At 67.2% G+C, this 23,373-nt stretch carries 18 protein-coding genes and 1 tRNA gene; 7 read left to right on the top strand and 12 right to left on the bottom strand.

Annotated elements, in window-relative coordinates; translation table 11 throughout:
• Position 1: 1 nt before the first annotated feature.
• The 11 genes from mazG to IP89_RS19815 all read right to left on the bottom strand — a co-directional run bounded on the left by mazG (position 2) and on the right by IP89_RS19815 (position 13,274).
• Entirely contained in the window at positions 2 to 832 is an 831-nt protein-coding gene (gene mazG, locus IP89_RS19865; RefSeq protein ID WP_043311456.1) for a nucleoside triphosphate pyrophosphohydrolase, read from the bottom strand.
• Positions 833 to 880: 48 nt separating this feature from the next.
• Entirely contained in the window at positions 881 to 3,127 is a 2,247-nt protein-coding gene (gene relA, locus IP89_RS19860) for a GTP diphosphokinase (RefSeq protein WP_043311455.1), read from the bottom strand.
• Positions 3,128 to 3,207: 80 nt separating this feature from the next.
• The gene (gene rlmD / locus IP89_RS19855; RefSeq protein ID WP_043311453.1) at positions 3,208 to 4,557 is read right to left on the bottom strand and encodes a 23S rRNA (uracil(1939)-C(5))-methyltransferase RlmD; all 1,350 of its coding nucleotides are present in this window, start codon (positions 4,555 to 4,557) and stop codon (positions 3,208 to 3,210) included.
• A 2-nt stretch (positions 4,558 to 4,559) separates the two neighbouring features.
• A complete protein-coding gene (gene cysM / locus IP89_RS19850; protein ID WP_043311452.1) occupies positions 4,560 to 5,447 on the bottom strand; it encodes a cysteine synthase CysM in 888 nt (295 codons plus the stop codon).
• An 84-nt stretch (positions 5,448 to 5,531) separates the two neighbouring features.
• Entirely contained in the window at positions 5,532 to 5,870 is a 339-nt protein-coding gene (locus tag IP89_RS19845; protein WP_043311451.1) for a DUF3325 domain-containing protein, read from the bottom strand.
• A gap of 1 nt (position 5,871) precedes the next feature.
• Positions 5,872 to 7,515 (bottom strand): PepSY domain-containing protein, encoded by a 1,644-nt coding sequence (locus tag IP89_RS19840; RefSeq protein ID WP_043311450.1) that lies wholly within the window; start codon positions 7,513 to 7,515, stop codon positions 5,872 to 5,874.
• On the bottom strand, positions 7,512 to 7,778 hold the full coding sequence (locus IP89_RS19835; RefSeq protein ID WP_256203170.1) for a DUF3649 domain-containing protein: 267 nt from the start codon (positions 7,776 to 7,778) through the stop codon (positions 7,512 to 7,514). Before IP89_RS19835 ends, IP89_RS19840 begins: the two co-directional genes overlap by 4 nt.
• 31 nt (positions 7,779 to 7,809) lie before the next feature.
• Positions 7,810 to 8,787, bottom strand: a complete 978-nt coding sequence (locus IP89_RS19830; protein WP_081963324.1) for an alpha/beta hydrolase — start codon at positions 8,785 to 8,787, stop codon at positions 7,810 to 7,812.
• Between the two features lie 86 nt (positions 8,788 to 8,873).
• Positions 8,874 to 11,120: a FepA family TonB-dependent siderophore receptor gene (locus IP89_RS19825; protein ID WP_043311447.1), complete on the bottom strand. Its 2,247-nt coding sequence runs from the start codon at positions 11,118 to 11,120 to the stop codon at positions 8,874 to 8,876.
• A gap of 127 nt (positions 11,121 to 11,247) precedes the next feature.
• On the bottom strand, positions 11,248 to 12,582 hold the full coding sequence (locus IP89_RS19820) for a sensor histidine kinase (protein WP_043311446.1): 1,335 nt from the start codon (positions 12,580 to 12,582) through the stop codon (positions 11,248 to 11,250).
• Positions 12,579 to 13,274 carry a response regulator transcription factor gene (locus IP89_RS19815; RefSeq protein WP_256203168.1) on the bottom strand — a complete coding sequence of 232 codons (696 nt, stop codon included), beginning with the start codon at positions 13,272 to 13,274 and terminating at the stop codon, positions 12,579 to 12,581. Before IP89_RS19815 ends, IP89_RS19820 begins: the two co-directional genes overlap by 4 nt.
• A gap of 109 nt (positions 13,275 to 13,383) precedes the next feature.
• On the opposite strand from IP89_RS19815, the gene IP89_RS19810 reads away from it, so the two are divergent.
• The 4 genes from IP89_RS19810 to IP89_RS19795 are packed head-to-tail and all read left to right on the top strand — an operon-like array spanning position 13,384 to position 18,003.
• Positions 13,384 to 16,131, top strand: a complete 2,748-nt coding sequence (locus IP89_RS19810) for a response regulator (RefSeq protein ID WP_043311513.1) — start codon at positions 13,384 to 13,386, stop codon at positions 16,129 to 16,131.
• A 9-nt stretch (positions 16,132 to 16,140) separates the two neighbouring features.
• Positions 16,141 to 17,136, top strand: coding sequence for a 2-hydroxyacid dehydrogenase (locus IP89_RS19805; RefSeq protein ID WP_043311444.1), 996 nt, complete (start codon positions 16,141 to 16,143; stop codon positions 17,134 to 17,136).
• Positions 17,137 to 17,164: 28 nt separating this feature from the next.
• A complete protein-coding gene (locus IP89_RS19800; protein ID WP_043311443.1) occupies positions 17,165 to 17,602 on the top strand; it encodes a hypothetical protein in 438 nt (145 codons plus the stop codon).
• Positions 17,599 to 18,003, top strand: a complete 405-nt coding sequence (locus tag IP89_RS19795) for an META domain-containing protein (RefSeq protein WP_043311442.1) — start codon at positions 17,599 to 17,601, stop codon at positions 18,001 to 18,003. The genes IP89_RS19800 and IP89_RS19795 overlap by 4 nt, the downstream gene beginning before the upstream one ends.
• Before the next feature lie 10 nt (positions 18,004 to 18,013).
• Here the strand turns inward: IP89_RS19795 and dinB are convergent, their stop codons facing one another.
• A complete protein-coding gene (dinB, locus tag IP89_RS19790) occupies positions 18,014 to 19,069 on the bottom strand; it encodes a DNA polymerase IV (protein ID WP_043311441.1) in 1,056 nt (351 codons plus the stop codon).
• A 129-nt stretch (positions 19,070 to 19,198) separates the two neighbouring features.
• Here dinB and IP89_RS19785 point away from each other — a divergent pair.
• The 3 genes from IP89_RS19785 to IP89_RS19775 all read left to right on the top strand — a co-directional run bounded on the left by IP89_RS19785 (position 19,199) and on the right by IP89_RS19775 (position 23,343).
• Positions 19,199 to 19,275: transfer RNA gene (locus IP89_RS19785), tRNA-Met, on the top strand.
• A 130-nt stretch (positions 19,276 to 19,405) separates the two neighbouring features.
• The gene (mprF, locus tag IP89_RS19780; RefSeq protein WP_052081145.1) at positions 19,406 to 22,084 is read left to right on the top strand and encodes a bifunctional lysylphosphatidylglycerol flippase/synthetase MprF; all 2,679 of its coding nucleotides are present in this window, start codon (positions 19,406 to 19,408) and stop codon (positions 22,082 to 22,084) included.
• Positions 22,081 to 23,343, top strand: coding sequence for a virulence factor family protein (locus IP89_RS19775; protein ID WP_043311440.1), 1,263 nt, complete (start codon positions 22,081 to 22,083; stop codon positions 23,341 to 23,343). Before mprF ends, IP89_RS19775 begins: the two co-directional genes overlap by 4 nt.
• Positions 23,344 to 23,373: the final 30 nt, after the last annotated feature.

Below are 23,373 nucleotides of genomic sequence, written 5' to 3'. Positions count from 1 at the left end.
CTCAGCAGCCAGGCTGCAGTTTTTCCAGTTTCTTGGCTTCGCCCCACAGGGCATCCAGCTCTTCCAGGCTGCAATTCTCGATGGGCCGGGCGGTATCGCGCAATGCCTGTTCGATATAGCGGAAGCGCCGCTCGAACTTGGCATTGGCCGCGCGCAGGGCGCTTTCCGGGTCGACCTTGAGATGCCGTGCCAGGTTGACGCTGACGAACAGCAGGTCGCCGATCTCCTCGGCGATGGCCTCGGCATCGTTCTCGCTCATGGCCTCAAGGACTTCGTCGAGCTCCTCGCGCAGCTTGTCCACCACCGGCAACGCCTCCGGCCAGTCGAAACCGACCTGGGCCGCGCGCTTTTGCAGCTTGGCCGCGCGCGATAGCGCCGGCAGTGCACCCGGCACATCGTCGAGCAGCGACAGCTGCTCCGGCGCGGCAGCCTTCTCCGCCCGCTCCTCGGCCTTGAGCTCTTCCCAGCGCTGTTTGACCGCCGCTTCCTCCAGCTTCGCCGCATCCGGCGCGCCGTACAGATCGCCATCGGGGAACACGTGCGGGTGGCGGCGAATCAGCTTGCGGGTGATGCCATCGACCACCTGGGCGAATTCGAAGCGCCCCTCCTCCCTGGCCAGCTGGCTGTAGTAGACGACCTGGAACAGCAGGTCGCCCAGCTCGCCGGGCAGGTGGTCGAAGTCGCCGCGTTCGATGGCGTCGGCCACCTCGTAGGCTTCCTCGATGGTGTAGGGCACGATGGTCGCGTAGCTCTGCTTGAGGTCCCAGGGGCAGCCGTGCTGCGGGTCGCGCAGGCGGGCCATCAGGTGCAGCAGGTCGTCGAGCTGGTACATGGGGCTTCCGTGTGGTCGAGGGCGCCCCGCCTGGACGGGGCGCGCCTGTTAGGTGCCGGAACGGTTGCGGCGAACTTCGATGATGTTCGGCAGCTGGGAAATGCGCCCCAGCAGCCGCGACAGGGCATCCAGCCCCGGAATCTCGATGGTCAGCAACATGGAGGCGGTGTTGTCCTCCTTGTTCGAGCGGGTGTTCACCGCCAGCACGTTGATGCGGTCGTTGAGCAGCACCTGCGACACGTCGCGCAGCAGACCGGAACGGTCGTAGGCCTTGATCACGATATCCACCGGGTAGGTCTGCACCGGCACCGGGCCCCAGCTGACCTGGATGATCCGCTCCGGCTCACGACCGGCCAGTTGCAGCACCGAGGCGCAGTCCTGGCGGTGAATGGACACGCCACGGCCCTGGGTGATGTAGCCGACGATGGGGTCACCCGGCAGCGGCTGGCAGCAGCCGGCCATCTGCGTGAGCAGGTTGCCGACGCCCTCGATCTGGATATCGCCGCGCCGCCCCGGACGCAGGCTCTGACTCCGGCGCGGGATCAGCTCGAGCTGTTCGGTGCCGCGTTCCGGCTCCACCAGTTGCTGGGCCAGGTTGACCGCATGAGCCAGGCGCAGGTCGCCGGCACCGAGGGCGGCGTACATGTCCTCGGCGGTCTTCAGGTTGCACTTGTCGGCCAGCTTGGCGAAGTCCACGGTCGGCAGCGCCAGGCGCGCCAGGTCGCGTTCGAGCATGGCCTTGCCGGCGGCGACGTTCTGCTCGCGATCCTGCAGCTTGAACCAGTGAACGATCTTGGCCCGCGAACGGCTGGTGGTGATGTAACCGAGGTTGGGGTTGAGCCAGTCGCGGCTCGGCGCGCCCTGCTTGGAGGTGATGATCTCCACCTGCTCGCCGGTCTGCAGGCTGTAAGTCAGCGGCACGATGCGCCCATTGACCTTGGCGCCACGGCAGTTATGGCCGATCTGGGTGTGCACGCGGTAGGCGAAGTCCAGCGGCGTGGCGCCCTTGGGCAGGTCGATGGCGTGGCCGTCCGGGGTGAACACGTAGACCCGGTCCGGCTCGATGTCGACGCGCAGCTGCTCGGCCAGGCCGCCGATATCGCCCAGCTCCTCGTGCCACTCGAGCACCTGGCGCAGCCAGGCCATCTTCTCTTCGTAGTGGTCGGAGCCGCCCTTGACGTCGGTACCCTTGTATTTCCAGTGCGCGCACACGCCCAGCTCGGCTTCCTCGTGCATGGCGTGGGTGCGGATCTGCACCTCCAGCACCTTGCCGTCCGGGCCAATCACCGCGGTGTGCAGCGAGCGGTAGCCGTTCTCCTTGGGGTTGGCGATGTAGTCGTCGAACTCCTTGGGAATGTGCCGCCACAGGGTGTGGACGATGCCCAGCGCGGTGTAGCAGTCGCGCACCTCGGGCACCAGCACGCGCACGGCGCGCACGTCATAGATCTGGCTGAACTGCAGGCCCTTGCGCTGCATCTTCCGCCAGATCGAATAGATGTGTTTGGCGCGGCCGCTGATGTCCGGCTTGATGCCGGTGGCGGTCAGCTCGTCGCGCAGCTGCTGCATCACGTCGGCGATGTACTGTTCGCGATCCAGGCGGCGCTCGTGCAGCAGCTTGGCGATCTGCTTGTACTGCTCGGGCTCCAGGTAGCGGAAGGAGATGTCCTCCAGCTCCCATTTGATATGGCCGATGCCCAGGCGATGGGCCAGCGGCGCGTAGATGTCGAACACCTCGCGCGCCACGCGGTGGCGTTTTTCATCGTCGGCATGCTTGACCGCGCGGATCGCGCAGGTACGTTCAGCCAGTTTGATCAGGGCCACGCGCACGTCGTCGACCATGGCCACCAGCATCTTGCGCAGGTTCTCCACCTGGGCCTGGGAGCCGAGCACCAGGGAGTCGCGCGGATTCAGCGAGGCGCTGATGGCGGCCATGCGCAGCACGCCCTCGATCAGCTTGGCCACCACCGGGCCGAACTTGTCGTTGACCGCCTTGAGTGTGGTCTTGCCCTCGCGCACGGCGCGGTAGATCACCGCGGCCACCAGGCTGTCCTGGTCGAGCTTGAGGTCGGCGAGGATCTCGGCGATCTCAAGGCCCGTCTGGAAGCTGGAGTTGCCCTCCGCCCACAGGTTCTGCGCGGCATTGGCCTGCTGCTCGACCTCGCGGGCGAACTCGCAGGCCGCCTTCAGAGCCTCGCGATCCAGCGCCGGGTCGACGCTCAACGTATGGTCCAGCCAAGCCTCGAGGTTGATGCTGCCGTCGAGGTTGATCGGCTGGTGTGCTCTCACCTGTACCATCTTCTGCCTTCCCTACGGCGGGCCTGAACCCGCCGGATTAGCTCTGACCTTCTATGGGTCAGTCGGATTACATGAGCTTCCTAGCCCATCTCGAATAACGCCATCGCCTCCACATGTGCCGTCTGCGGGAACATGTCGAGAATCCCGGCCCGCTTCAGCCGGAAACCCTGCCTGACCAGTTCGGCGGCATCGCGCGCCAGGGTCGCCGGGTTGCATGAAACATAAACCAAACGCCGCGCGCCCAACACGCCGATCTGCTTGACCACCTCGAACGCACCGTCACGCGGCGGGTCCAGCAGGATCGCATCGAAGCCTTGGGCGGCCCAGGGTTCACCGGCCAGCGGGTTCGACAGGTCGGCACGGAAAAAGTGCAGGTTGCCCAGGCCATTGCGCTGCGCGTTGTCGCGCGCCCGCTCGACCATGGTCTGCACGCCTTCCACCGCCACTACCTCGCGTACCTGCTGGGCCAGCGGCAGGGCAAAATTGCCCAGGCCGCAGAACAGGTCCAGCACTCGCTCACCCGCCTGCGGCGCCAACCAGTCTAGCGCCTGTTCGACCATCGACTGGTTGATCAGGCCGTTGACCTGCACGAAGTCGCCCGGGCGGTACTGCAGCTCCAGGCTCCAGGGCTCCAGACGATAGCCCAGGCTCAGCTCGGGCTGATCCGCCTCCGGCTCACCGGCACCGTGCAGCCACAACTGCGCGTCATGCTCGGCGCAGAAATCACGCAAACGCTGCACATCCGGCTCGCCCAACGGCGCCGTGTGGCGCAGCAGCACGGCCGACTGAGTACCGTGGAACAGCTCGACGTGACCGAGCGCCTGCGGCTTGTCCAGGCTACGCAACAACTGCGGCAAAGCACGCAGGATCGATTGCAAGGGCTGTACCAGTACCGGGCAGTCGTCGATGGCGACGATGTCCTGGCTAGCGGCGGCGCGGAAGCCTACCTCCAGACGCTTGGCCTTGACGTCCCAGCGCACGGCGATGCGCGCGCGGCGGCGATAGCCCAGCTCCGGCCCGCTGAGCGGCGCAACCCACTCACCGGGTTGCAGCTCGGCGAAGCGCTTGAGCTGCTCGGCCAGGGTGCGCTGTTTCAGGGCGAGCTGTTCGTCGTGGGGCAGATGTTGCAGGGTGCAGCCGCCGCAGGTGCCGGCGTGGGCACAGGCCGGCTCGCGGCGCAGCTCCACGGCGCGCAGCACGCGCTCGGTGCGTGCCTCGACCACCTGGGCACGGGCATTCAGCACGCGAGCCTCAACCTCCTCGCCCGGCAGGGAGCCGGCGACGAACCAGCTGCGCCCCTCGACGAAGGCGATGCCACGGCCGTCATTGGCCAGACGCTCGATGGTCAGCTTCTGCTTCTTGCCCACCGGTACCTGGGCCTTGCGCTCGCCACCGGAGGGCTGGAAGCGCAGCGACTTGTGCTTGGCCATGGTTATTGGTTGAACAGGCCGGAAGACAGGTAGCGGTCGCCGCGATCGCAGATGATCGCCACCATCACCGCGTTCTCGGTCTCGCGCGCCAGCTTGAGCATGGCCGCCACGGCGCCACCGGAGGACACCCCGCAGAAGATGCCTTCCTCGCGAGCCAGGCGGCGCATCATGTCCTCAGCCTCGGCCTGGGTGATGTCCAGTACGCGATCCACCCGCGCGGCATCGTAGATGCTCGGCAGGTATTCCTGCGGCCAGCGGCGGATGCCGGGGATGGCCGAGCCGTCCTGCGGCTGCAGGCCGATGATCTCGATGGCCGGGTTCTGTTCCTTGAGATAGCGCGAAGTGCCCATGATGGTGCCGGTGGTGCCCATCGAGCTGATGAAGTGGGTGATCGCACCCTGGGTCTGGCGCCAGATCTCCGGGCCGGTGCCGCGGTAGTGCGCCTCGGGGTTGTCGCCATTGGCAAACTGGTCGAGCACCTTGCCCTTGCCTTCGGCCTGCATGGCCAGGGCCAGATCGCGGGCGACCTCCATGTTGTCCACCAGGATCAGCTCGGCGCCGTAGGCGGTCATCGCCGCCTTGCGCTCGTCGGTAGAGTTGTCCGGCATGATCAGGATCATCTTGTAACCCTTGATCGCCGCCGCCATCGCCAGGGCGATGCCGGTGTTGCCGCTGGTGGCCTCGATCAGGATGTCGCCGGGCTGGATGTCACCGCGCAGCTCGGCGCGGGTGATCATCGACATGGCCGGACGATCCTTCACCGAACCGGCCGGGTTGTTGCCTTCCAGCTTGACCAGCAAGTGGTTGCGTTCGCTGCCAGGCAAGCGTTGCAGGCGGACCAGAGGGGTGTTGCCGATGCAGTCGGCGATGGTGGGGAACTGCAGGGTCATGGCGAAGCGGCCATCCGTTCGTGAAACAGGTGCGCCATGATACCGGCAAACAGCCGCCGACCCCAGATCGGCGGCGACTTCGGCTCAACCGCCCAGCAGCCAGAACAGGCCCCAGAGCGGCAGAGCCCCTAGCGGCAGCAGTGCCGCCAGGCGCGGACGATAGGGCAACAGCAGGACCAAAGCGAAGCCGGCCAGGCTGATCTGGCCGAACCAGCCGACCGGGCCCATGGCCCAGCCCCAGGCCGCCACGCAGGCGGCGAAGCTGGCCAACAGCAGCGCCCAGCCGGCGAAACGCAGGCCGCGCCGCAGCGCTGGTGCCGGCAGGCGCTGCCAGACCTGCTTGTAATGCCGCTCCATGCCCTGGCACAGACCAACCATGCCGGCGTAGGCCAGCAGCACGCCGCCGAAGAATGCACTCAGCATCTCAGTTCACCTCCAGGGCAGGTTGCACCTTGCGCCGGGGCACCGGCTTGTCGCTCGGCCGGCCGACGCGCCAGGAGGCCCAGGCCAGCAGCGCGCCGCAGGTCAGGCTGGTCAGCTCCAGTAGCAGACGCGTGTCATCGGCCCAGGGCTGCTCCAGCGTCAGCGCGCTGAGCAGCGGCAGCGCCAGGCAGAGTGCCGCGGCAGCGCCCAGCTGCTCGCGCCAGGCCTGCTGGCAGGGGCGCAGGCAGGCATGCAGCAGCGTCAGCAGCCACAGGCCGAAGAACACCTGCACCTCCCAGCCGGCTCGGCCGGCCAGCTCCACCGGAAGCAGGCGGTTGGCCCAGAGCATACCGACGCAGGCGATGCCCAGACCGGCGATCACCGCGATATTCACCCGCTCGGCGAAGCCATGCATACGCGCGGCCAGCGCGCCCTCGGCATCCGGACGGCGGCGGCGTTTGACGGTGAACAGCACCAGGCCGGTGGCGATCATCGCGCTGCTGAGCAGGCCGCAGACGAAGTACAGCCAGCGCATCGGGTAGCCACCGAACTGGGCGAAGTGCAGGCCAGCCATGACCCGCTGGGTCAATGGCACCGGGCGAGCGACGTTGGGCGTACGCAGCACCGCGCCGCTGACGCCATGGAACTGCATGCTCTGCCCCTTGGTCAGCTCGATGCGATTGCCCAGCACCGGACGCACCTCGATCAGCGCATCGGCCCGCCCCGGATTGCGGATCGACAGCCCGGCCACCGGCCCCATCAGGCGCTCGGCCTCGGCCAGCAGAAGCGCCAGGTCGGTCAGCTCAGCCTGTGCATGCTCGCCACGGGCCGGCGCACGTTCACGCTCGCGCCCACCGACACCCCGCGCCTCGCCTTGCTGTTCGGTACCGCGCACCATGCGTTCCGCGCCCTGCCCTTCGCGTGGCGCTCGCTCCTCACGTTGCTCGCCACCCTGGCCGCCACGGCCAAAGGCGGCTTCGCGATTGCCGTCGAACAGCGCATCTACCGCCGCCGGCATATAGATGAGGTAGAAAATCACCAGACCGGTGTAGGTGATCATCAGGTGGAACGGCAGCAGCAACACGCCACTGGCATTGTGCGCATCGAGCCAGGAGCGCTGGCCCTTGTTCGGGCGGAAGGTGAAGAACTCCTTGAAGAACTTCTTGTGGATGACGATGCCGCTGACCAGCGCCACCAGCATAGCCACCGCAGCTAGCCCGACCACCCAGATTCCGATGTTGCGCGGCAGGTTGAGGGTGAAGTGGAAGCGGAAGAAGAAGCCGCCGCCGGCGGTCTCGCGCGGGGTGATCTTCTCTCCAGTACGCGGGTCGAGCACCTCGCCGCCGCCACGGCGCTGCTCGCCGGCAGAGACGGTGAGGCCCGGCGAGCGCTCGGTCGGCAGGCCGATGTTCCAGGCGCTGGCGTCCGGGTGCTTGGCTTGCAGGTAGGCCAGCGCACGCTGAGCGGCATCGACCTGGCTGACGGCGTGGGCGGGAATCTCCGGGCGCATCCACTCGTCGATCTCCTTGTCGAACACCGCCAGGGTGCCGGTGAGGAAGATGGCGAACAACAGCCAGCCGAAAATCAGCCCGCCCCAGGTGTGTAGCCAGGACAGTTTCTGGGTGATGGTCTGCGGCTTGCTCATGCCAGCGCCCTCACCAGCTGCGGCCAGAAACCGACCAGCGCCAGCGGCGCTGCCAGGGCCAGCCCCAGCCAGGCGCGCGTCGCGCTGCGGCAGGCGAAGGCCCAGAGAATGGCCAGCGGATAGATGATGAAAGCCGGCAGCGTGGCAACCACCAGGGCGTCCTGCGGCGTCAGCGGCAACAGCCGGGCAAGAAACGCGGTGAACGCGTAGGTGAAGGCGTAGCCACCGAGGATGGCGGCCAGGGTGCGGGACAGTACAGGCATCACGGTCATTCCTGTCATTCGTTCTTGGTGTTCACTGCCGGCCAAACAGACGCAGCGCCTGCTCCAGCGACGCCGGCAGCATCGGCCCGTGTTCCAGACCGGCTATTTCCTGGTACTGCACGTCGAGCCCCGGCAGCCGGTCGAGGCGCTCGGCCATTTGTGGCAGCGCAGTGGCCGGCAGCGAGGCCCTGGCCCGCGCACCCGCACTGTCCTGGTCGCGATGCCGCTGCCCTTCGGCGCCGCCGCGCATGAGTACCAGCTGCGCTACGGCGCCCTTTGGCAGGCGCTTTTCCAGTTCCAGCACCAGGCCACCCTGCCACCACAGCGACGGGCTGGCGGCGTAGTAGTGCTGGAAGCCCTGCGGCGCCGCGAACAGGCTGTCGAGTACGAACAACCCGCCGAAGGAGTGGCCCCACAGGCCCTGGCGGTTGCGATCCAGCGGATAGCGGCTTTCGACCAGCGGCTTGATGCGCTGCTCGATCAGCTGGCGAAACACCTGCGAGCCGCCCGCCGCACGCCCCTGGTCATCGAGCAAGGCTTCGCCCGGCTGCACGGCTGGGGTGTAGTCATAGGCACGCGCCGCCACGTCGAAGCGCAGCTCGGTGGCATAGCCGATCATCACCAGCAGCGGCGGATTGCCCGCATCCAGCTGCTGCAGCCACGGCTCGCGCAAGGCGGCCAGCGCGGCATTGCCATCGAGCAGGTACAGCGCCGGATAACCTGCAGTCGGTGCCGCTCGTTTGGGAATGCCGAGCACCACGCGGTAATGCCGCTGGCCGTCAACGGAGCCCAGCTCGTAGCGCTCGAAGCGGTAATAGGACGAGCCACTATCGGCGAGGGTCGGACCGACCTTCTGGGTCAGGTCCGGCTTGCCCATGGCCAAGGCCGGCAGCAGGGCCAGCAGCACCAGGCCACCATAGATGGCGCGATTGCCGGGGATGGCGCGGGCAACCCGGTGCGCAATGTTCCAGCACCATGCACTCAGGCAACCGTTTGGGAGTGTTGTCATCGAGGTCTTCTCACACAAAAGCTCCGTCAGGCGAGCCTGACGGAGCCAAAGACCCACTCATCTGAGCGGGCCAGGAGCCCGTGCAATCAGAATGCGGCGGTTACCGAAGCGAAGTAGGCGCGGCCCGGTTCGTTGTAGGTGTTGGCACCTGCGCCGCCGGAGTTGTTCTCGCGGAACAGCTTCTTGTCGAACAGGTTGCTGACCCCGGTGGAGAAGCTCCAGGTTTCGTTCAGCTCGTAGTTGGCATTCAGGCCGAACACGCTGTAGCTGCTACGCGTCTCGAGCTCGCCGCCGCTGGCCGCGGCGCCGCGCGAGGTCAGGCTGCGCGGTTTCTGCTCGCCGTAGTGGGTCATGCTGGCGGACAGATCGAGCGATTGGGTCACCGCCCAGTCCAGCATCGAGTTGATGGTGTACTCGGGGATGATGGACAGCGGCTCGCCGGTTTCCTTGTTCTTGTTCTCGATCATGTAGGTGAAGTTGGTGCTCCAGCTCAGCACCTCGCCGGCGTTGCCGAGCAACGGCACGGTCAGGTTGCCTTCCCAGCCGGAAACGACTGCCTTGGAGGCGTTCTCCCAGCGGAACACCTGGCCCAGGCCGGAGGTGCCTGGCAGCACATAGAGCGGATCGGAGCCGTTACCCATGCCGGCGACGATCTTGTTCTTGTAGTCGTTGTGGAAGTAGGTGACGCCGGCAATCCAGCCATCCTTGTCGAAGGCCAGACCGAGTTCCTTGTTGACGCTGGTCTCGGCATCGAGGTTGTCGTTACCCAGCACGTAGCAGCCATTGCCGAGGTTCGGGTAGTCGATCGGGCAGCCGTTGCCGTTGGTGCGGTACACGTAGTTGGGGTTGGACTGGTACAGGTTCGGCGCCTTGAAGGCACGCGCTACACCGCCCTTCACGGTCAGGTGGTCGGTGAGCTTGTACGAGCTGTTCAGGCTCGGGCTCCAGTTGCCGCCGAAGTCGCTGTGACGGTCGAAGCGCAGGCCGGGCGTGACGATCCAGCGCTCGCCGATCTCGATGTTGTCCTCGACGAACAGCGCATAGTTGTCGGCATCGGACTCGCCGCTACGCACACCGGTCTGCACGCCGGGAACAGTCACGCCCTGCATGCTCTGGGTCATGGAGTACGGGTCGTTCAGCTCGTCGCGGATGGCCTCGGCGCCCAGGGTCAGCACCTGGTTGTAGACGAATTCCAGCGGCAGGTTGACCTCGCCAGCCAGGCGATAGGACTTGAGCTCGGAAGTCGACATGACCGCGGTGGTGTTGATGCTGCCTTCCGGGCCACCGGCCAGGCCCTCGTTGAGGCGGCGGTTGCGGGTGTTCTCGTAGCTGGCCACCAGCTGCGAGGTGCCCCAGTCCCAGTCGCCACGGTGGGTCACCGAGGCATCCTGGCGGTACATGATGTTGGTTTCCGCACCGGAGTTGGCCAGGTCGGTGATCAGCTGGGTACCTGCGGTACTCACCGCGCGATCACCCGCATAGATGTTGCCCTGACGGCTGAAACCACCTTCGAACTCCAGCACCTGCTGCGAATCGAGGTCCCAGCGCAGCAGGCCGTTGATGTCCTTGTTGCGCACACCCTCGCGGCCAGCCGGCGGGGTCACGCCGGTGGCGTACTCCTCGTTGAGCGACAGGTCATCGGCGTCGGTCTTGTTCAGGTTGCCGTACAGGCGGTAGGACAGCGAGTCGACCAGCGGACCCGCCAGGTTGAAGCTCATGCGCTCGGTGGTGCCTTCGGCATCGTTTTCCGGCAGGTTGTAGTAGGTGGTGACCGAGCCACTGTGCTTCTCGGTCGGCGCCTTGGTGATGATGTTCACCACGCCACCAGCGGCGCCGGAGCCATAGCGGGCGGCAGCCGGGCCACGCAACACTTCGATGCGCTCCACTGCTTCGGCCGGCACCCAGTTGCTGTCGCCACGGCTGTTACGCTCACCGCTGCGCCCCATACGCACCGAGTTGCGCGAGCTGACCGGCTTGCCGTCGATCAGGATCAGGGTGTTCTCCGGGCCCATGCCGCGGATGTCGATCTGGCGGTTGTTGCCGTACTGGCCGGTAGAACTGTTGCCGGTCAGGTTGACGCCCGGCATCTTGCGGATGAGTTCGGAGAGATCGTTGACCGGCGGACGCTTCTTGATGTCCTCGGCGGTGATCACCGATACGCCGGGCGCCTGCTTGAGCTCCTCCTCGGCGGTGCCCAGTACCTCACTCTCCCCCAGCTGCAGCAGCTCAGTGCTTTCTTCGGCGGAGTCCTTCGTCTCGGCCAGCGACATGGACGGGGCGGCAGCGGCCAACAGGGCCAGAGTCAGGTAACTGAGCTTGAATCGGCTTTGCATCAACGTCTCTCCGTAAGCGTTTGGATGGCTTGTAGGGCGAGCACGAGACGGTGGCCGCCCGCTCGGTCTGACGCCGAGCGGAGCAAATGCTATTTATTCTCAGTTGAGAATAAAGCTTATTTACGTTCTATACACTTGCCAGGCTCAATTGCAGGCGCAAACCTTCGGCGCCGTTTTCCGCCCACAGCTCGCCGCCCTGCATGCGCACCGCACCACGGGCGATGGCCAGGCCCAGGCCGAAACCCTCGCCACCCGGACGCGAGGCATTGAGCCGGGTGAAGGGATGGAAGATCGCGCCCAGCTGCGCCGCCGGCACGCCGCCACCCTGATCTTCGATAGAGAGACGCCAGCGGCCATCTTTGTGCCGACCGGACAAACGCACCATGCCCTGCTCCGGCGAATGACGGATGGCATTGCGCAGGATGTTTTCCAGCGCCTGAGCCAGGCCATTGAGGTGGCCGCGCACCCGACAGTCGGACGGCAGCTCGCAGCGCAGGCGCTCGGCCGGCCAGCCACTCTCGAAACAGGCGTTCTCGGCCAGCACGCCCCATAGGGCCGGCACATCGATGTCCTCGAGCTGCAGGTGCGGACGTTCGGTGTCCAGCCAGACCAGCTCGAGGGTGCCATCGACCAACTGCTGCATGCACTCCAGCTCCAGTTCCAGGCGCCGCCGCAGGGTCTGGGCGTCATCCACGCACTCGGCGGCCACGCGCAGGCGCGCCAGTGGTGTACGCATCTCGTGGGACAGGTCGCGCAACAGCTGGCGCTGGTAGCCCACGGTGTGCTGCAGACGCTCGGCCATATGGTCGAAGGCCCTGCCCAGCTCGCCCAGCTCGTCGCGGCGCCGGCTCACATCGCCCGCGCGAGCGCTCATGTCGCCGCCACTCAGTGCCTGGGCCTGGCGCCGCAGGGCCACCAGCGGGGAGATCAGCAGGCGATACAGCAGCAGGCCGAACAGCACTGCCAGCACCGTTGGCAGCACCTTCTGCAGCAAGATCAGATAGAGCCCCAGGTGCTGGCGCGGGCTGAGCCGCTCGGGCAGCTGCATCACTAGGCGCGCCTGGCCATCGCTGAACGGGATGTAGAGATTCGGCCGGCCATCCGGCCGACCCATGCTGCCCGACAAGGGGCGGATGAAGCTGAGTCGACTGGCAATTTCCGCCGGCACGGCCCGGTCGGACAACGAGTGATTGCTCTCGTCGACCACTACGGCCCAAGCCTGCTCACGGGCCTGCAGTTGCTCGAGATACTGCCCCAGGGCCTGCGGACCACCGCTGCGCAGGCTCGCCTCGGCCTGCGTGGCGTAGACCTGCATCTGCTCACGAGCTTCGCGCGGCAGGCGCGAGGTCATCTCGATAACCCGCCAGCCGAGATCGGAGGCCAGGCTCAGCAGGAGCAGGCAGAACAGCCCGAGCAGCCCCGCCAGCTTCCAGAACAATGAGTGACGCAGCTGCATGCTCACTCCTCGTCACTGCGGAACAGGTAGCCCTTGCCCCACACCGTCTCGATACGCCCGGCCTGGTAGCCCACGGCCTGCAGCTTGCGGCGGACGTGGCTGACATGCATGTCCAGTACCCGATCATGGGCAGAGAACGGGCGGTTCAGCACCTGCTGATAAAGGAAGGCCTTGCTCTGCACCTCGCCGGCATGGCGCATGAACAGCTCCAGCAGGCGGTATTCGGTCTGGGTCAGCTGCAGCCAGTTACCCTGGTAGCGCGCATCGCTGCGTCCCTCGTCGAGTTGCAGCCCCTCCGCGCTGACACTCTCCGGCTTGCGCCGCTCATAGGCGACCCGCCGCAGGATGGCGTCGATGCGCACCTCCATCTCGGCCATGGCGAAGGGCTTGGGCAGGTAGTCGTCGGCGCCCTGGCTGAAGCCGGCGATGCGATCCTGCTCGGCGCCCAGGGCGGACATCAGGATCACCGGCACACCGCGGCGCCGGCGCAGTTCGGCCAGCGCCTCCAGGCCGCTGCGTCCGGGCAGCAGGATATCCAGCAGCACCAGATCGAACGGCTCGGCACAGGCCAGCGCCAGGCCGGCCTCGCCGTCGCCGCGCAGGGTCACGTCGAAGCCACGGCGGCCGAGGTGATCCTGCAGGTGCGCGGCCAGCACCGGATCGTCCTCGATGGCCAGGATGCGTGCGGTCGAGTTCATGATAATGGGCATCTAATGAGAATTGATCTCGACTATTCTGCCAAAAGCCACTGCAGATTCCCACCGCACGAATCGCTAAACTCCCGCTATCGCCTGGATGGAGACTGCCGTGTTCAAGGACCTCGGGATCAAGGGCCGCGTACTGCTGCTCACCCTGCTACCCACCAGCCTGCTGGCGTTGGTGCTGGGCGGCTACTTCACCTGGACGCAATTGGCCGACCTGCGCAGCCAGCTGCAGCAGCGTGGCGAGCTGCTGGTGCAGCACCTGGCGCCGCTCTCCGCCTCGGCCCTGGCGCGGGGCGATGCCGCGCAGCTCGAGCGCCTGGCCGAGGAGGCGCTGAACCAGCCCGACGTGCGCGCCGTGGGCTTTCTCTCCGCCGAGCGGCAGAGCCTGGCCAAGGCCGGGCCGCACATGATCAACCCGGCGCCGCAGACCACCGTCGAACCCCTGACCACCACCACCAGCCAGGACGCCACGCGCTTCCTGCTGCCGGTGTTCGGCCGCCACCAGAACCTCGCCGGCAGCGTCGAGTCGGACAGCGCCGACCGCCTGCTCGGCTGGGTCGAGCTGGAGCTGTCGCACCACCGCACCCTGCTGCAGGGCTATCGCAGCCTGTTCGCCAGCCTGCTGCTGATCATCACCGGGCTCAGCGTCACCGCCCTGCTCGCCCTGCGCATGAGCCGCACCATCAACGACCCGCTGCGCACCATCCAGCAGGGCGTCAACCAGCTCAAGGACGGCCAGCTGGAGACCCGCCTGCCACCGCTGGGCAGCCATGAGATGGACCAGCTGGCCGCCGGCATCAACCGTATGGCCGAGGCGCTGCACAACGCCCAGGAAGAGCTGCAGCACAGCATCGACCAGGCCACCGAGGACGTGCGGCAGAACCTCGAGACCATCGAGATCCAGAACATCGAGCTGGACCTGGCGCGCAAGGAGGCCCTGGAGGCCAGCCGCATCAAGTCCGAGTTCCTGGCCAACATGAGCCACGAGATCCGCACCCCGCTCAACGGCATCCTCGGCTTCACCGGCCTGCTGCAGAAGAGCGACCTGACCCCACGCCAGCAGGACTACCTGGGCACCATCGAGAAGTCCGCCGAGAGCCTGCTGGGGATCATCAACGAGGTGCTCGACTTCTCCAAGATCGAGGCCGGCAAGCTGGTGCTGGAGAACCTGCCGTTCAACCTGCGCGACCTGATCCAGGACTGCCTGACCATCCTCGCCCCGGCCGCCCACGACAAGAATCTCGAGCTGGTCAGCCTGATCTACCGCGACACCCCGCTGGCCCTGCAGGGCGACCCGCTGCGCCTCAAGCAGGTACTGACCAACCTGGTCAGCAACGCGATCAAGTTCACCCGCGAGGGCACCATCGCCGTGCGCGCCATGGTCGAGGACGAGAGCGACGACCGCGCGCAGCTGCGCATCAGCGTGCAGGACACCGGCGTCGGCCTCTCCGACGAGGACCTGCGCGCGCTGTTCCAGGCCTTCAGCCAGGCCGATAACTCGCTCAGCCGCCAAGCCGGTGGCACTGGCCTCGGCCTGGTCATCTCCAAGCGCCTGATCGAGCAGATGGGTGGCGAAATCGGCGTCGACAGCAGCCCCGGCACCGGCTCGGAATTCTGGATCAGCCTGACTCTGCCCAAGGCCCGCGACGACGCCGACGACCTGCCACGCGCACCACTGCAAGGCCGCCGCGTAGCCCTGCTGGAGAGCCACGAGCTGACTCGCCAGGCCCTGCAGCACCAGCTAGAAGACTGCAGCCTGGAAGTAGTTGCGCTCGACAGCCTGGAGCAGTTGCTGGAGCGGGTGACACAACAGCGCGAGAACGGCCAGCCAATCGACCTCGCGGTGCTCGGCGTCAGCCTGCAGGAGCTGCCGCCGGAGCAACTCGGCAAGCACCTGTGGCAGCTCGAAAACCAGGCCTGCAAGACCCTGGTGCTCTGCCCCACCACCGAACAGGCGCTGTACCACGAGGCGCTGCCGGAGCTGCAACTACAGGCCAAGCCGGCCTGCACGCGCAAGCTGTTGCGCGCCCTCGGCGAACTGGTCAGCCCGCGCGCCTTCCGCGCCGAGCCACTCGCCCCGCTGACCAGTCGCGCACCGCGCCTGCTCTGCGTCGACGACAACCCGGCCAACCTGCTGCTGGTACAGACCCTGCTCGGCGACATGGGCGCCGAGGTAATGGCGGTGGACAGCGGCTACGCCGCTGTCGAGGCGGTGCAGCGGCACAACTTCGACCTGGTGTTCATGGACGTGCAGATGCCCGGCATGGACGGCCGCCAGGCCACCGAGGCGATTCGCCAGTGGGAACAGGAAAACGAGCGCAATCCGCTGCCCATCGTCGCCCTCACCGCCCACGCCCTGGCCAACGAGAAACGCCTGCTGCTGCAGGGCGGCATGGACGACTACCTGACCAAGCCGATCAACGAGCGCCAACTGGCTCAGGTGGTGCTCAAGTGGACCGGCCTTGCCCTGCGCAACCATCCGCAACCGGCCACGGCCGCACCGCAGATCGCCAACGCCAGTCTGCGCGTGCTCGACCCCGAGGAAGGCCTGCGTCTGGCCGCCGGCAAGGCCGACCTGGCCAGCGACATGCTGGCGATGCTGCTGGCCGGCTTGCATGCCGACCGCCAGGCCATTCGCCAGGCCCGCGACGGCGGCGAGCGCAGCGCCCTGCTCGAACGAGTGCACCGCCTGCACGGCGCCACGCGTTACTGCGGCGTGCCGCAGCTGCGCGCCGCCTGCCAGCGCAGCGAGACCCTGCTCAAGCAGGATGACCCGACGGCGCAGAGCGCCCTCGACGAACTCGACGCCGCCATCGCCCGCCTGGCCGAGGAGGCCGCGGTAGACGCCTGAGGACCGCCCATGCGCATCACCCTGTTCAGTGCCAAGTCCTATGACCGCGCCAGCTTCGATGCCTGCGCGCTGCCGCCGGGCTGGCAGCTGCGCTACCAGGACAGTCTGCTGAATGCCGATACCGCCGCCCTGGCCGCCGGCAGTGAAGTGGTCTGCGCCTTTATCAACGACGATCTTTCCGCAGCGGTGCTGGAGCGCCTGGCGGCTGGCGGCACACGGCTGATCGCCCTGCGCTCGGCCGGCTACAATCACGTCGACCTGCAGGCTGCCCAGCGCCTGGGTCTGGCCGTGGTCCGGGTACCGGCCTACTCGCCGCATGCGGTGGCCGAGCACGCCGTGGCGCTGATCCTGGCGCTCAATCGGCGCATCCACCGCGCCTATAACCGCACCCGCGAGGGCGATTTCAGCCTGCACGGTCTGACCGGCTTCGACCTGCACGACAAGAGCGTTGGCGTGATCGGTGGCGGGCAGATCGGCCTGGCCTTTGCGCGGATCATGGCCGGCTTCGGCTGCCGGCTGCTGATCAGCGACCCCTACCCCATCGCCGGCCTGGAGCAGATCGGCGCCCGCCAGGTCGGCCAGGACGCGCTGATCGCGCAAAGCGACGTGATCAGCCTGCATTGCCCGCTGACCGAGAGCAGCCGCCACCTGATCAATGCCGCAAGTCTCGCGCAGATGAAGCACGGCGCCATGCTGATCAACACCGGCCGCGGCGCCCTGGTCGACACCCCCGCGCTGATCGACGCGCTGAAGAGCGGCCAGCTCGGCTACCTGGGCCTGGATGTCTATGAAGAAGAGGCCGAGCTGTTCTTCGAGGACCGCTCCGACCAGCCGCTGCAGGATGATGTGCTGGCGCGCCTGCTGACCTTTCCCAACGTCATCGTCACCGCCCACCAGGCCTTCCTAACCCGCGAGGCGCTGGCCGCCATCGCCAGCACCACCCTGAACAACATCGCCGCCTGGGCCGCCGGCGCGCCGGTCAACCGGGTGACATCGGCGGCGTGATAGCATCCCGCGCATTTCCGGAGGCGCCATGACCACCCACGATTTCCGCTACACCCTGCTCAACCCGCAACACACCCTGACCGAGTGCCGCGCCCTTTCGCCGGGCCGCTACCAGGTCACCGGCAACGGTGGTGCCATCCAGGCCGGCGACACCCTGCTGGTGACCCTCAAGGGCAGCCGCGACCTGTCCATGAGCCTGGCCGTGGAAAAGGTCCGCCACTTGATCAACCCGCCCGGCCAGTGGCTGGCGGTGGCCAGCGGCCCGGCCTTCCGCGAGCTGGCCATCCACAACTGGCAGGTCGACTGCGACGGCTGCGACAAGCGCATCGATCTGGAATTCGCCGTCGACGCCAGCCTCGGCGCCAAGGCCCAGCCGGCCGCCGCCGAGGCCCGCCTGAGCGAGCTGGGCTGGGCCAGCCGCGCCGGCAAACACTTCTGCCCCGCCTGCAAGGAGAACAGCGCATGAAACACGCCCTGGCCCCCACGCTACTGGCCGTTGCCCTGGTCGGCTGCGCCAGCGATCGGCCACAACTGGAAAGCGAGAAGACCTACCAGGTGGAGTGGATCGGCGAACGCCCACTGATCGACCGCAGCCACCTGACCATCACCCTCGGCGAGGATGGCCGCGCCTACGGCAGCGCCGGTTGCAATCACTGGTTCGCCGGCTACAGCCGCGACGGCGACAAACTGACCTTCGCCCAGCCCGGCGCCACCCGCAAGATGTGCGCCCCGGCGTTGATGGAGCAGGAACAGCGCTTCCTCGAGGCCCTGAGCCAGGTGCAGCGCTGGGACGTGTCCGGCATCGGCCAGCTGCAGCTGTGGCCGGCCACGGGCAAGCCGATCCGCCTGTGGCCTGAGGAAGGCTGAGAGCCGCCACTTAAGGCGCAAACAGCTCCAGCTGTTCATGCCGGCCACGCAGGTCGAGCAGGCGCACGCCCACACCGAGCAGGCGCACCGGCTTGCCTCCTCGGGCAAAGGCGGCGCCCAGCAGGCGCTGGTAGCTCTCCAGATCGCGCCGCGCGCCGGCCTGCTCCAGGGTGGTCTGGCTGAAATCGTGGAACTTGATCTTCACGAACGGCTTGTCCGGCCGGTAGCTCGCATCCAGCCGCGCCATGCGCGTGTCGAGCTGCTGCAGCAGCTCCGGTAGCTGCTCCAGGCAGGCGGCCAGGTCCGGCAGATCCTTGTCGAAGGTGTTTTCCACGCTCACCGACTGGCGCCGGCTATCCACCTGCACCACACGCTCATCAATGCCGCGGGCCAGGTTCCACAGGCGCTCGCCGAAGCTGCCGAACTCGCGGGCCAGGGCCAGCTTGCTCCACTCGCGCAAGTCCAGGCAGCTGACGATGCCCAGACGCTCCATCTTGCTCGCCGTGACCTTGCCGACCCCGTGCAGCTTGCTCACCGGCAGTGCGGCGACGAATTCCTCGACCTGATCCGGAGTCACCACGAACAGGCCATTGGGCTTGCGCCAGTCGCTGGCGATCTTGGCCAGGAACTTGTTCGGCGCCACACCGGCGGACACGGTGATATGCAGTTCCTGGGATACGCGCCGGCGAATGTCCTGGGCGATGCGCGTGGCGCTACCATCGAAATGCGGGCTATCGGAGACGTCGAGGTAGGCCTCATCCAGCGACAGCGGCTCGATGGTCTCGGTGTAGTCGCGGAAGATCGCGTGGATCTCCCGCGACACTGCTTTATAGGCATCCATGCGCGGCCGCACTACCTGCAGGTCCGGGCACAGCTTGAGCGCCTGGCCCATGGGCATGGCCGAGCGCACGCCCCAGGCTCGCGCCTCATAGTTGCAGGTGGCGACCACGCCACGCCGATCCGCCGCCCCACCCACCGCCAGCGGTCTGCCGGCCAGGCGCGGATCGTCGCGCATCTCGATGGCGGCGTAGAAACAATCGCAGTCGATGTGGATGATCTTGCGCACGCAAAGCCCCGTCCGGCCTGCTCCGAAGCCCGGCAGTCTAGCACCCGCGAAACGCTAACCATCTGACGGAAAAACAGTTTTTTCTTAATTAGAGGTTGACAGGGTGGCGTTCGCCGCTAGAATGGCGGCCGCGGGATGGAGCAGTCTGGTAGCTCGTCGGGCTCATAACCCGAAGGTCGTCGGTTCAAATCCGGCTCCCGCAACCAGATTCCGCAAAAGGCCACTCAATCGAGTGGCCTTTTGCGTTTCAGGGGCTTTTATTTCTAGAGGCAAGCCACATATCAGGGAACCAGCCGGCCACGCCGAACTCTGAGCGCAATCTGATCGAGGTGCTCGATGCGCGCTACACCCTCTACCGCCCCTGCTACTGAAGTCCCTCCCTCCTCTGACGCCGACGCGCCCGACATACCTGCCGAACTGGACATCCCCGCGCCGCCGACCTGGCTGCAGCGTGTCACTGCCTATCGCCAGCCACTGACCCTGGGCTTCACTCTGCTGCTCTTCGTCATCGGCCTGCTGGCCTGCTGGCACCTGCTGCAGGCGCTGGACCCGGATGCCCTGCGAACGGCAATCCATGAGATTCCAGGCGAACGCCTGGGCGGCGCTCTGCTCGCCACTGCGGTGGGCTTCCTCGCCCTGGCCGGCTATGAATGGTCGGCCTGCCGCTATGCCGGGGTGAGCCTGCCGTTGCCGCGCCTGTTCATGGGCAACTTCTGCGCCTCGGCGGTGAGCAACGCCATCGGCCTTTCGGTGCTCAGCGGCGGCTCCGTGCGCTATCGCCTGTACGGCCGCGAGGGCGTGAGCACCGCCGACATCGCCCGCATCAGCCTGTTCGTCAGCCTCTCGCTGGGTTGCGCCCTGCCGGTGCTGGCCGCCCTTGCGGCGCTGAGCGATCCAGCCGATGCCGCCCTGGCTCTGCATCTGCCGGAGCCGATACTGCAAACACTGGCGGCGCTGCTGCTGGTGGGCATTGCCGGAATACTGCTGTGGCTGAGCCGCCGACGCCTGGCCGAGAACACAATGCCCGGCACCATCGATGTGGCCCTCGGCAAGAGCCGCCTGCGCCTGCCGGGGCTGCGCATGAGCCTGCTGCAACTGGTCATCACCGCCATCGACGCCTGCGCCGCCGCCAGCGTGCTCTATCTATTACTGCCGGAAGGTCCGCCGCTGGGCGCTTTCCTGCTGGTCTACCTTCTAGCCCTGGCCGCCGGCGTGCTCAGCCATGTGCCGGGTGGCGTCGGCGTATTCGAGGCCGTGCTGCTGGCCGCCTTCGCCGGGCAGATCGGCGCCGCGCCGCTGGCCGCCGCGCTGCTTTTGTATCGACTGATCTACATCGGCCTGCCGCTGCTACTGGCCTGCCTGCTACTGCTCGCCAACGAGGCGCGACAATACCTGCCGGCCGGGCGCCAGGCGCTGCGCACCATGTCCGGGCCGGCAGCGCCGGTCCTGGCTCTGCTGGTGTTCCTCGCCGGCATCGTGCTGCTGTTCTCCGGCGCCACGCCCTCGGTGGACGTGCGCCTGGAACACCTCAGCTTCCTGATTCCACACCGCCTGATCGACGCCTCGCACCTGGCCGCCAGCCTGATCGGCGTCCTCTGCCTGCTGCTCGCCCACGGTCTGCGTCGGCGCCTGTCGGCGGCCTGGGCCCTGACCCTCGGCCTGCTGCTGGCCGGCGCCCTGCTCTCTCTGCTCAAGGGCTTCGACTGGGAAGAGGCGCTGCTGCTGAGCGCCACCGCCGCCCTGCTGGCGTCCTTCCGCCGCGCTTTCTATCGCCCCAGTCGCTTGCTGGAAATGCCTTTCTCGCCGGTCAACCTGGTGGCCGCCATCTGCGTGCTGAGCGCCGCCCTGTGGCTGATGTTCTTCGCCTACCAGGATGTGCCCTACGAGCATGAGCTGTGGTGGCAGTTCGCGGTGGACGGCGACGCCCCGCGCGCACTGCGTGCCGCCCTGGCCAGCGGCCTGTTGCTGGCCGGCCTGGCGCTGCTCTGGCTGCTGCGCCCGACGCCACCGAGCATTGACCGCCCGGATGAAGCCCAGTTGCAGCAGGCCGCGCGCATTCTGTTGGCCTCGGACCAGCCCGACGGCGGCCTGGCCCTGACCGGCGACAAGGCCCTGCTGCTGCACCCCAGCGGCGACGCCTTCCTGATGTACGCCATGCAGGGCCGCAGCCTGGTGGCGCTGTTCGACCCGATAGGCTGCGCCGCGCACCGCGCCGAGCTGATCTGGCAGTTCCGCGACCTCTGCGACCTACACCACGCGCGCCCGGTGTTCTACCAGGTGCGCGCCGAGAACCTGCCCTACTACATGGACATCGGCCTGTCCGCGATCAAGCTCGGAGAGGAAGCGCGCGTGGACCTGCCGCGCTTCGACCTGGAAGACAAGAACAAGGCCATGAAGGATCTGCGCTACACCCTCAGCCGCGGCCAGCGCGACGGCCTGGCGCTGCGCATCCACGAGCCCGGAGAGGCGCCGCTGGAGCTGCTGCGGCCGATCTCCGACGCCTGGATGCAAGGCAAGCAGGTGCGCGAGAAGGGCTTCTCCCTGGGCCGTTTCGACCCGGCCTACCTGCGCCACTTCCGCATCGCGGTGATCGAGTTCGAGGGCCGCCCGGTGGCCTTCGCCAACCTGCTGGAAACCGACGCACGCAAGGTCGCCAGCATCGACCTGATGCGCATGCACCCCGAAGCGCCCAAGCTGACCATGGAGTTCCTCATGCTCAGCCTGCTGCTGCACTTCAAGGCCCAGGGCTACGAGCGCTTCAGCCTCGGCATGGTGCCGCTCTCCGGCCTGCAGCCACGCCGTGGCGCACCGCTCACCCAGCGCCTCGGCGCCCTGGTTTTCCAGCGCGGCGAGCAGTTCTACAACTTCCAGGGGCTGCGTCGTTTCAAGGAGAAATTCCAGCCCGACTGGGAGCCCCGCTACATGGCCGTGCCCGCCGGACTCGACCCCCTGGTGGCCCTGGCCGATACCGCCGCGCTGATCGCCGGCGGCCTGACCGGACTGGTGAAACGATGAAACGCACCCTGCTGATCGCCCTGCCCCTGCTCGCCACATTAGCACTCGCCGGCGGCGGCGCCTGGTACTACAGCCAGTACCGCGCCGTGCAGCAAAGCGTGCCGCTGGCCAGCGGCGGCGAGCTGAACATCGCCCTACCCGCAGGCCGCCCCGAGCACCGCGTGCTGCTTGCCCTGCCCGCCGACCAGCTGTACAGCGCTGACGAGCTGGCAGCGCTGGCCGAGGCCGGGCATACGCGCATCGCCCAGTACGCCATCGCCACCGACGCCAGCTGCGGGGCACAACGGCAACGTCTCGACCAGGCACTGGAGCTACTTGGCAGCGCCGACCTCGTGGCCGGCAGCGGCCCCGGCGCGGTGCTGGCCTGGCGCTGGTTGGCCAGCCAGCCGAGCGACCAGGCCAAGGCGCTGTCGGTGGACTTCAACATGAAGCATCCCGACTGCAATGCGGTGCTGCCCCAGGAGCTGCAACACGGCCACTGGCTGGTGGCCTGGAACAACAACCCGGACGACAACAGCGCGCGCTTCGTGCGTGGCCAGCCGAACAGCGAAACCCTGATCGGCGACTACGACACCTCGCTCAAGGACCTGCTCCACGCCCAGCTGCTGCGCACCCTGCAGGCCAGCCCGGACGCGCTGCCCGTGATCGAAGTGCCGGCAGCCAAGCCGAGCGACACCGTGACCCTGTTCTACTCCGGCGACGGCGGCTGGCGCGATCTCGACCGCGACGTGGCCGCCGAGCTGGCCAAGCGCGACTTCCCCGTCGTGGGCATCGATTCGCTGCGCTACTTCTGGCAGCACAAGAGCCCGGAAACCGGCGCCAGCGACCTCGCCAAACTGATGCAGAGCTACCGCGAGAAATGGGGCGCCAAGCGCTTCGTGCTGATCGGCTTCTCCTTCGGCGCCGACACTCTGCCGGCCTTCTACAACCGCCTGGACGCGACCGACCAGCAGCAGGTGGACGCCATCGTCCTGCTCGCCCTGGCGCGCAGCGGCAGCTTCGAGATCGAAGTACAGGGCTGGCTCGGCAAGGAAGGCAAGGAAGCGCCCACCGGCCCGGAACTGCTCAAGCTGCCGGCAGCCAAGGTGCTCTGCGTGTATGGCGAGGAGGAAGGCCCGGAGAGCGGCTGCACCCTGCCGAACATTCCCGGCGAAATGCTCCAGCTGCCCGGCGGGCACCACTACGACGGCGACTATCCGAAACTCGCCGAACGCCTGTTGCAGGGCATTCGCCAACGCCAGCAAGGCGCGCCGCAGTAACGGCGACTATGCAATGAACAACGGCGCCCA

Source organism: Pseudomonas sp. ML96, from assembly GCF_000761545.1.
Lineage (GTDB): Bacteria > Pseudomonadota > Gammaproteobacteria > Pseudomonadales > Pseudomonadaceae > Aquipseudomonas.
The sequence above is the reverse complement of the archived record's forward strand: the minus strand, read 5'-3'. Positions and strand labels throughout refer to the sequence as shown.

What these genes read in the sequence shown, in the direction of transcription:
- relA (WP_043311455.1), bottom strand. Translation starts at nt 3,127, where the DNA reads ATGGTACAGGTGAGAGCACACCAGCCGATCAACCTCGACGGCAGCATC.
- IP89_RS19840 (WP_043311450.1), bottom strand. Translation starts at nt 7,515, where the DNA reads ATGAGCAAGCCGCAGACCATCACCCAGAAACTGTCCTGGCTACACACC.
- IP89_RS19775 (WP_043311440.1), top strand. Translation starts at nt 22,081, where the DNA reads ATGAAACGCACCCTGCTGATCGCCCTGCCCCTGCTCGCCACATTAGCA.
- IP89_RS19830 (WP_081963324.1), bottom strand. Translation starts at nt 8,787, where the DNA reads ATGACAACACTCCCAAACGGTTGCCTGAGTGCATGGTGCTGGAACATT.
- IP89_RS19795 (WP_043311442.1), top strand. Translation starts at nt 17,599, where the DNA reads ATGAAACACGCCCTGGCCCCCACGCTACTGGCCGTTGCCCTGGTCGGC.
- IP89_RS19825 (WP_043311447.1), bottom strand. Translation starts at nt 11,120, where the DNA reads ATGCAAAGCCGATTCAAGCTCAGTTACCTGACTCTGGCCCTGTTGGCC.
- IP89_RS19800 (WP_043311443.1), top strand. Translation starts at nt 17,165, where the DNA reads ATGACCACCCACGATTTCCGCTACACCCTGCTCAACCCGCAACACACC.
- IP89_RS19805 (WP_043311444.1), top strand. Translation starts at nt 16,141, where the DNA reads ATGCGCATCACCCTGTTCAGTGCCAAGTCCTATGACCGCGCCAGCTTC.
- mazG (WP_043311456.1), bottom strand. Translation starts at nt 832, where the DNA reads ATGTACCAGCTCGACGACCTGCTGCACCTGATGGCCCGCCTGCGCGAC.
- rlmD (WP_043311453.1), bottom strand. Translation starts at nt 4,557, where the DNA reads ATGGCCAAGCACAAGTCGCTGCGCTTCCAGCCCTCCGGTGGCGAGCGC.
- cysM (WP_043311452.1), bottom strand. Translation starts at nt 5,447, where the DNA reads ATGACCCTGCAGTTCCCCACCATCGCCGACTGCATCGGCAACACCCCT.
- IP89_RS19845 (WP_043311451.1), bottom strand. Translation starts at nt 5,870, where the DNA reads ATGCTGAGTGCATTCTTCGGCGGCGTGCTGCTGGCCTACGCCGGCATG.
- mprF (WP_052081145.1), top strand. Translation starts at nt 19,406, where the DNA reads ATGCGCGCTACACCCTCTACCGCCCCTGCTACTGAAGTCCCTCCCTCC.
- IP89_RS19835 (WP_256203170.1), bottom strand. Translation starts at nt 7,778, where the DNA reads ATGCCTGTACTGTCCCGCACCCTGGCCGCCATCCTCGGTGGCTACGCC.
- IP89_RS19815 (WP_256203168.1), bottom strand. Translation starts at nt 13,274, where the DNA reads ATGAACTCGACCGCACGCATCCTGGCCATCGAGGACGATCCGGTGCTG.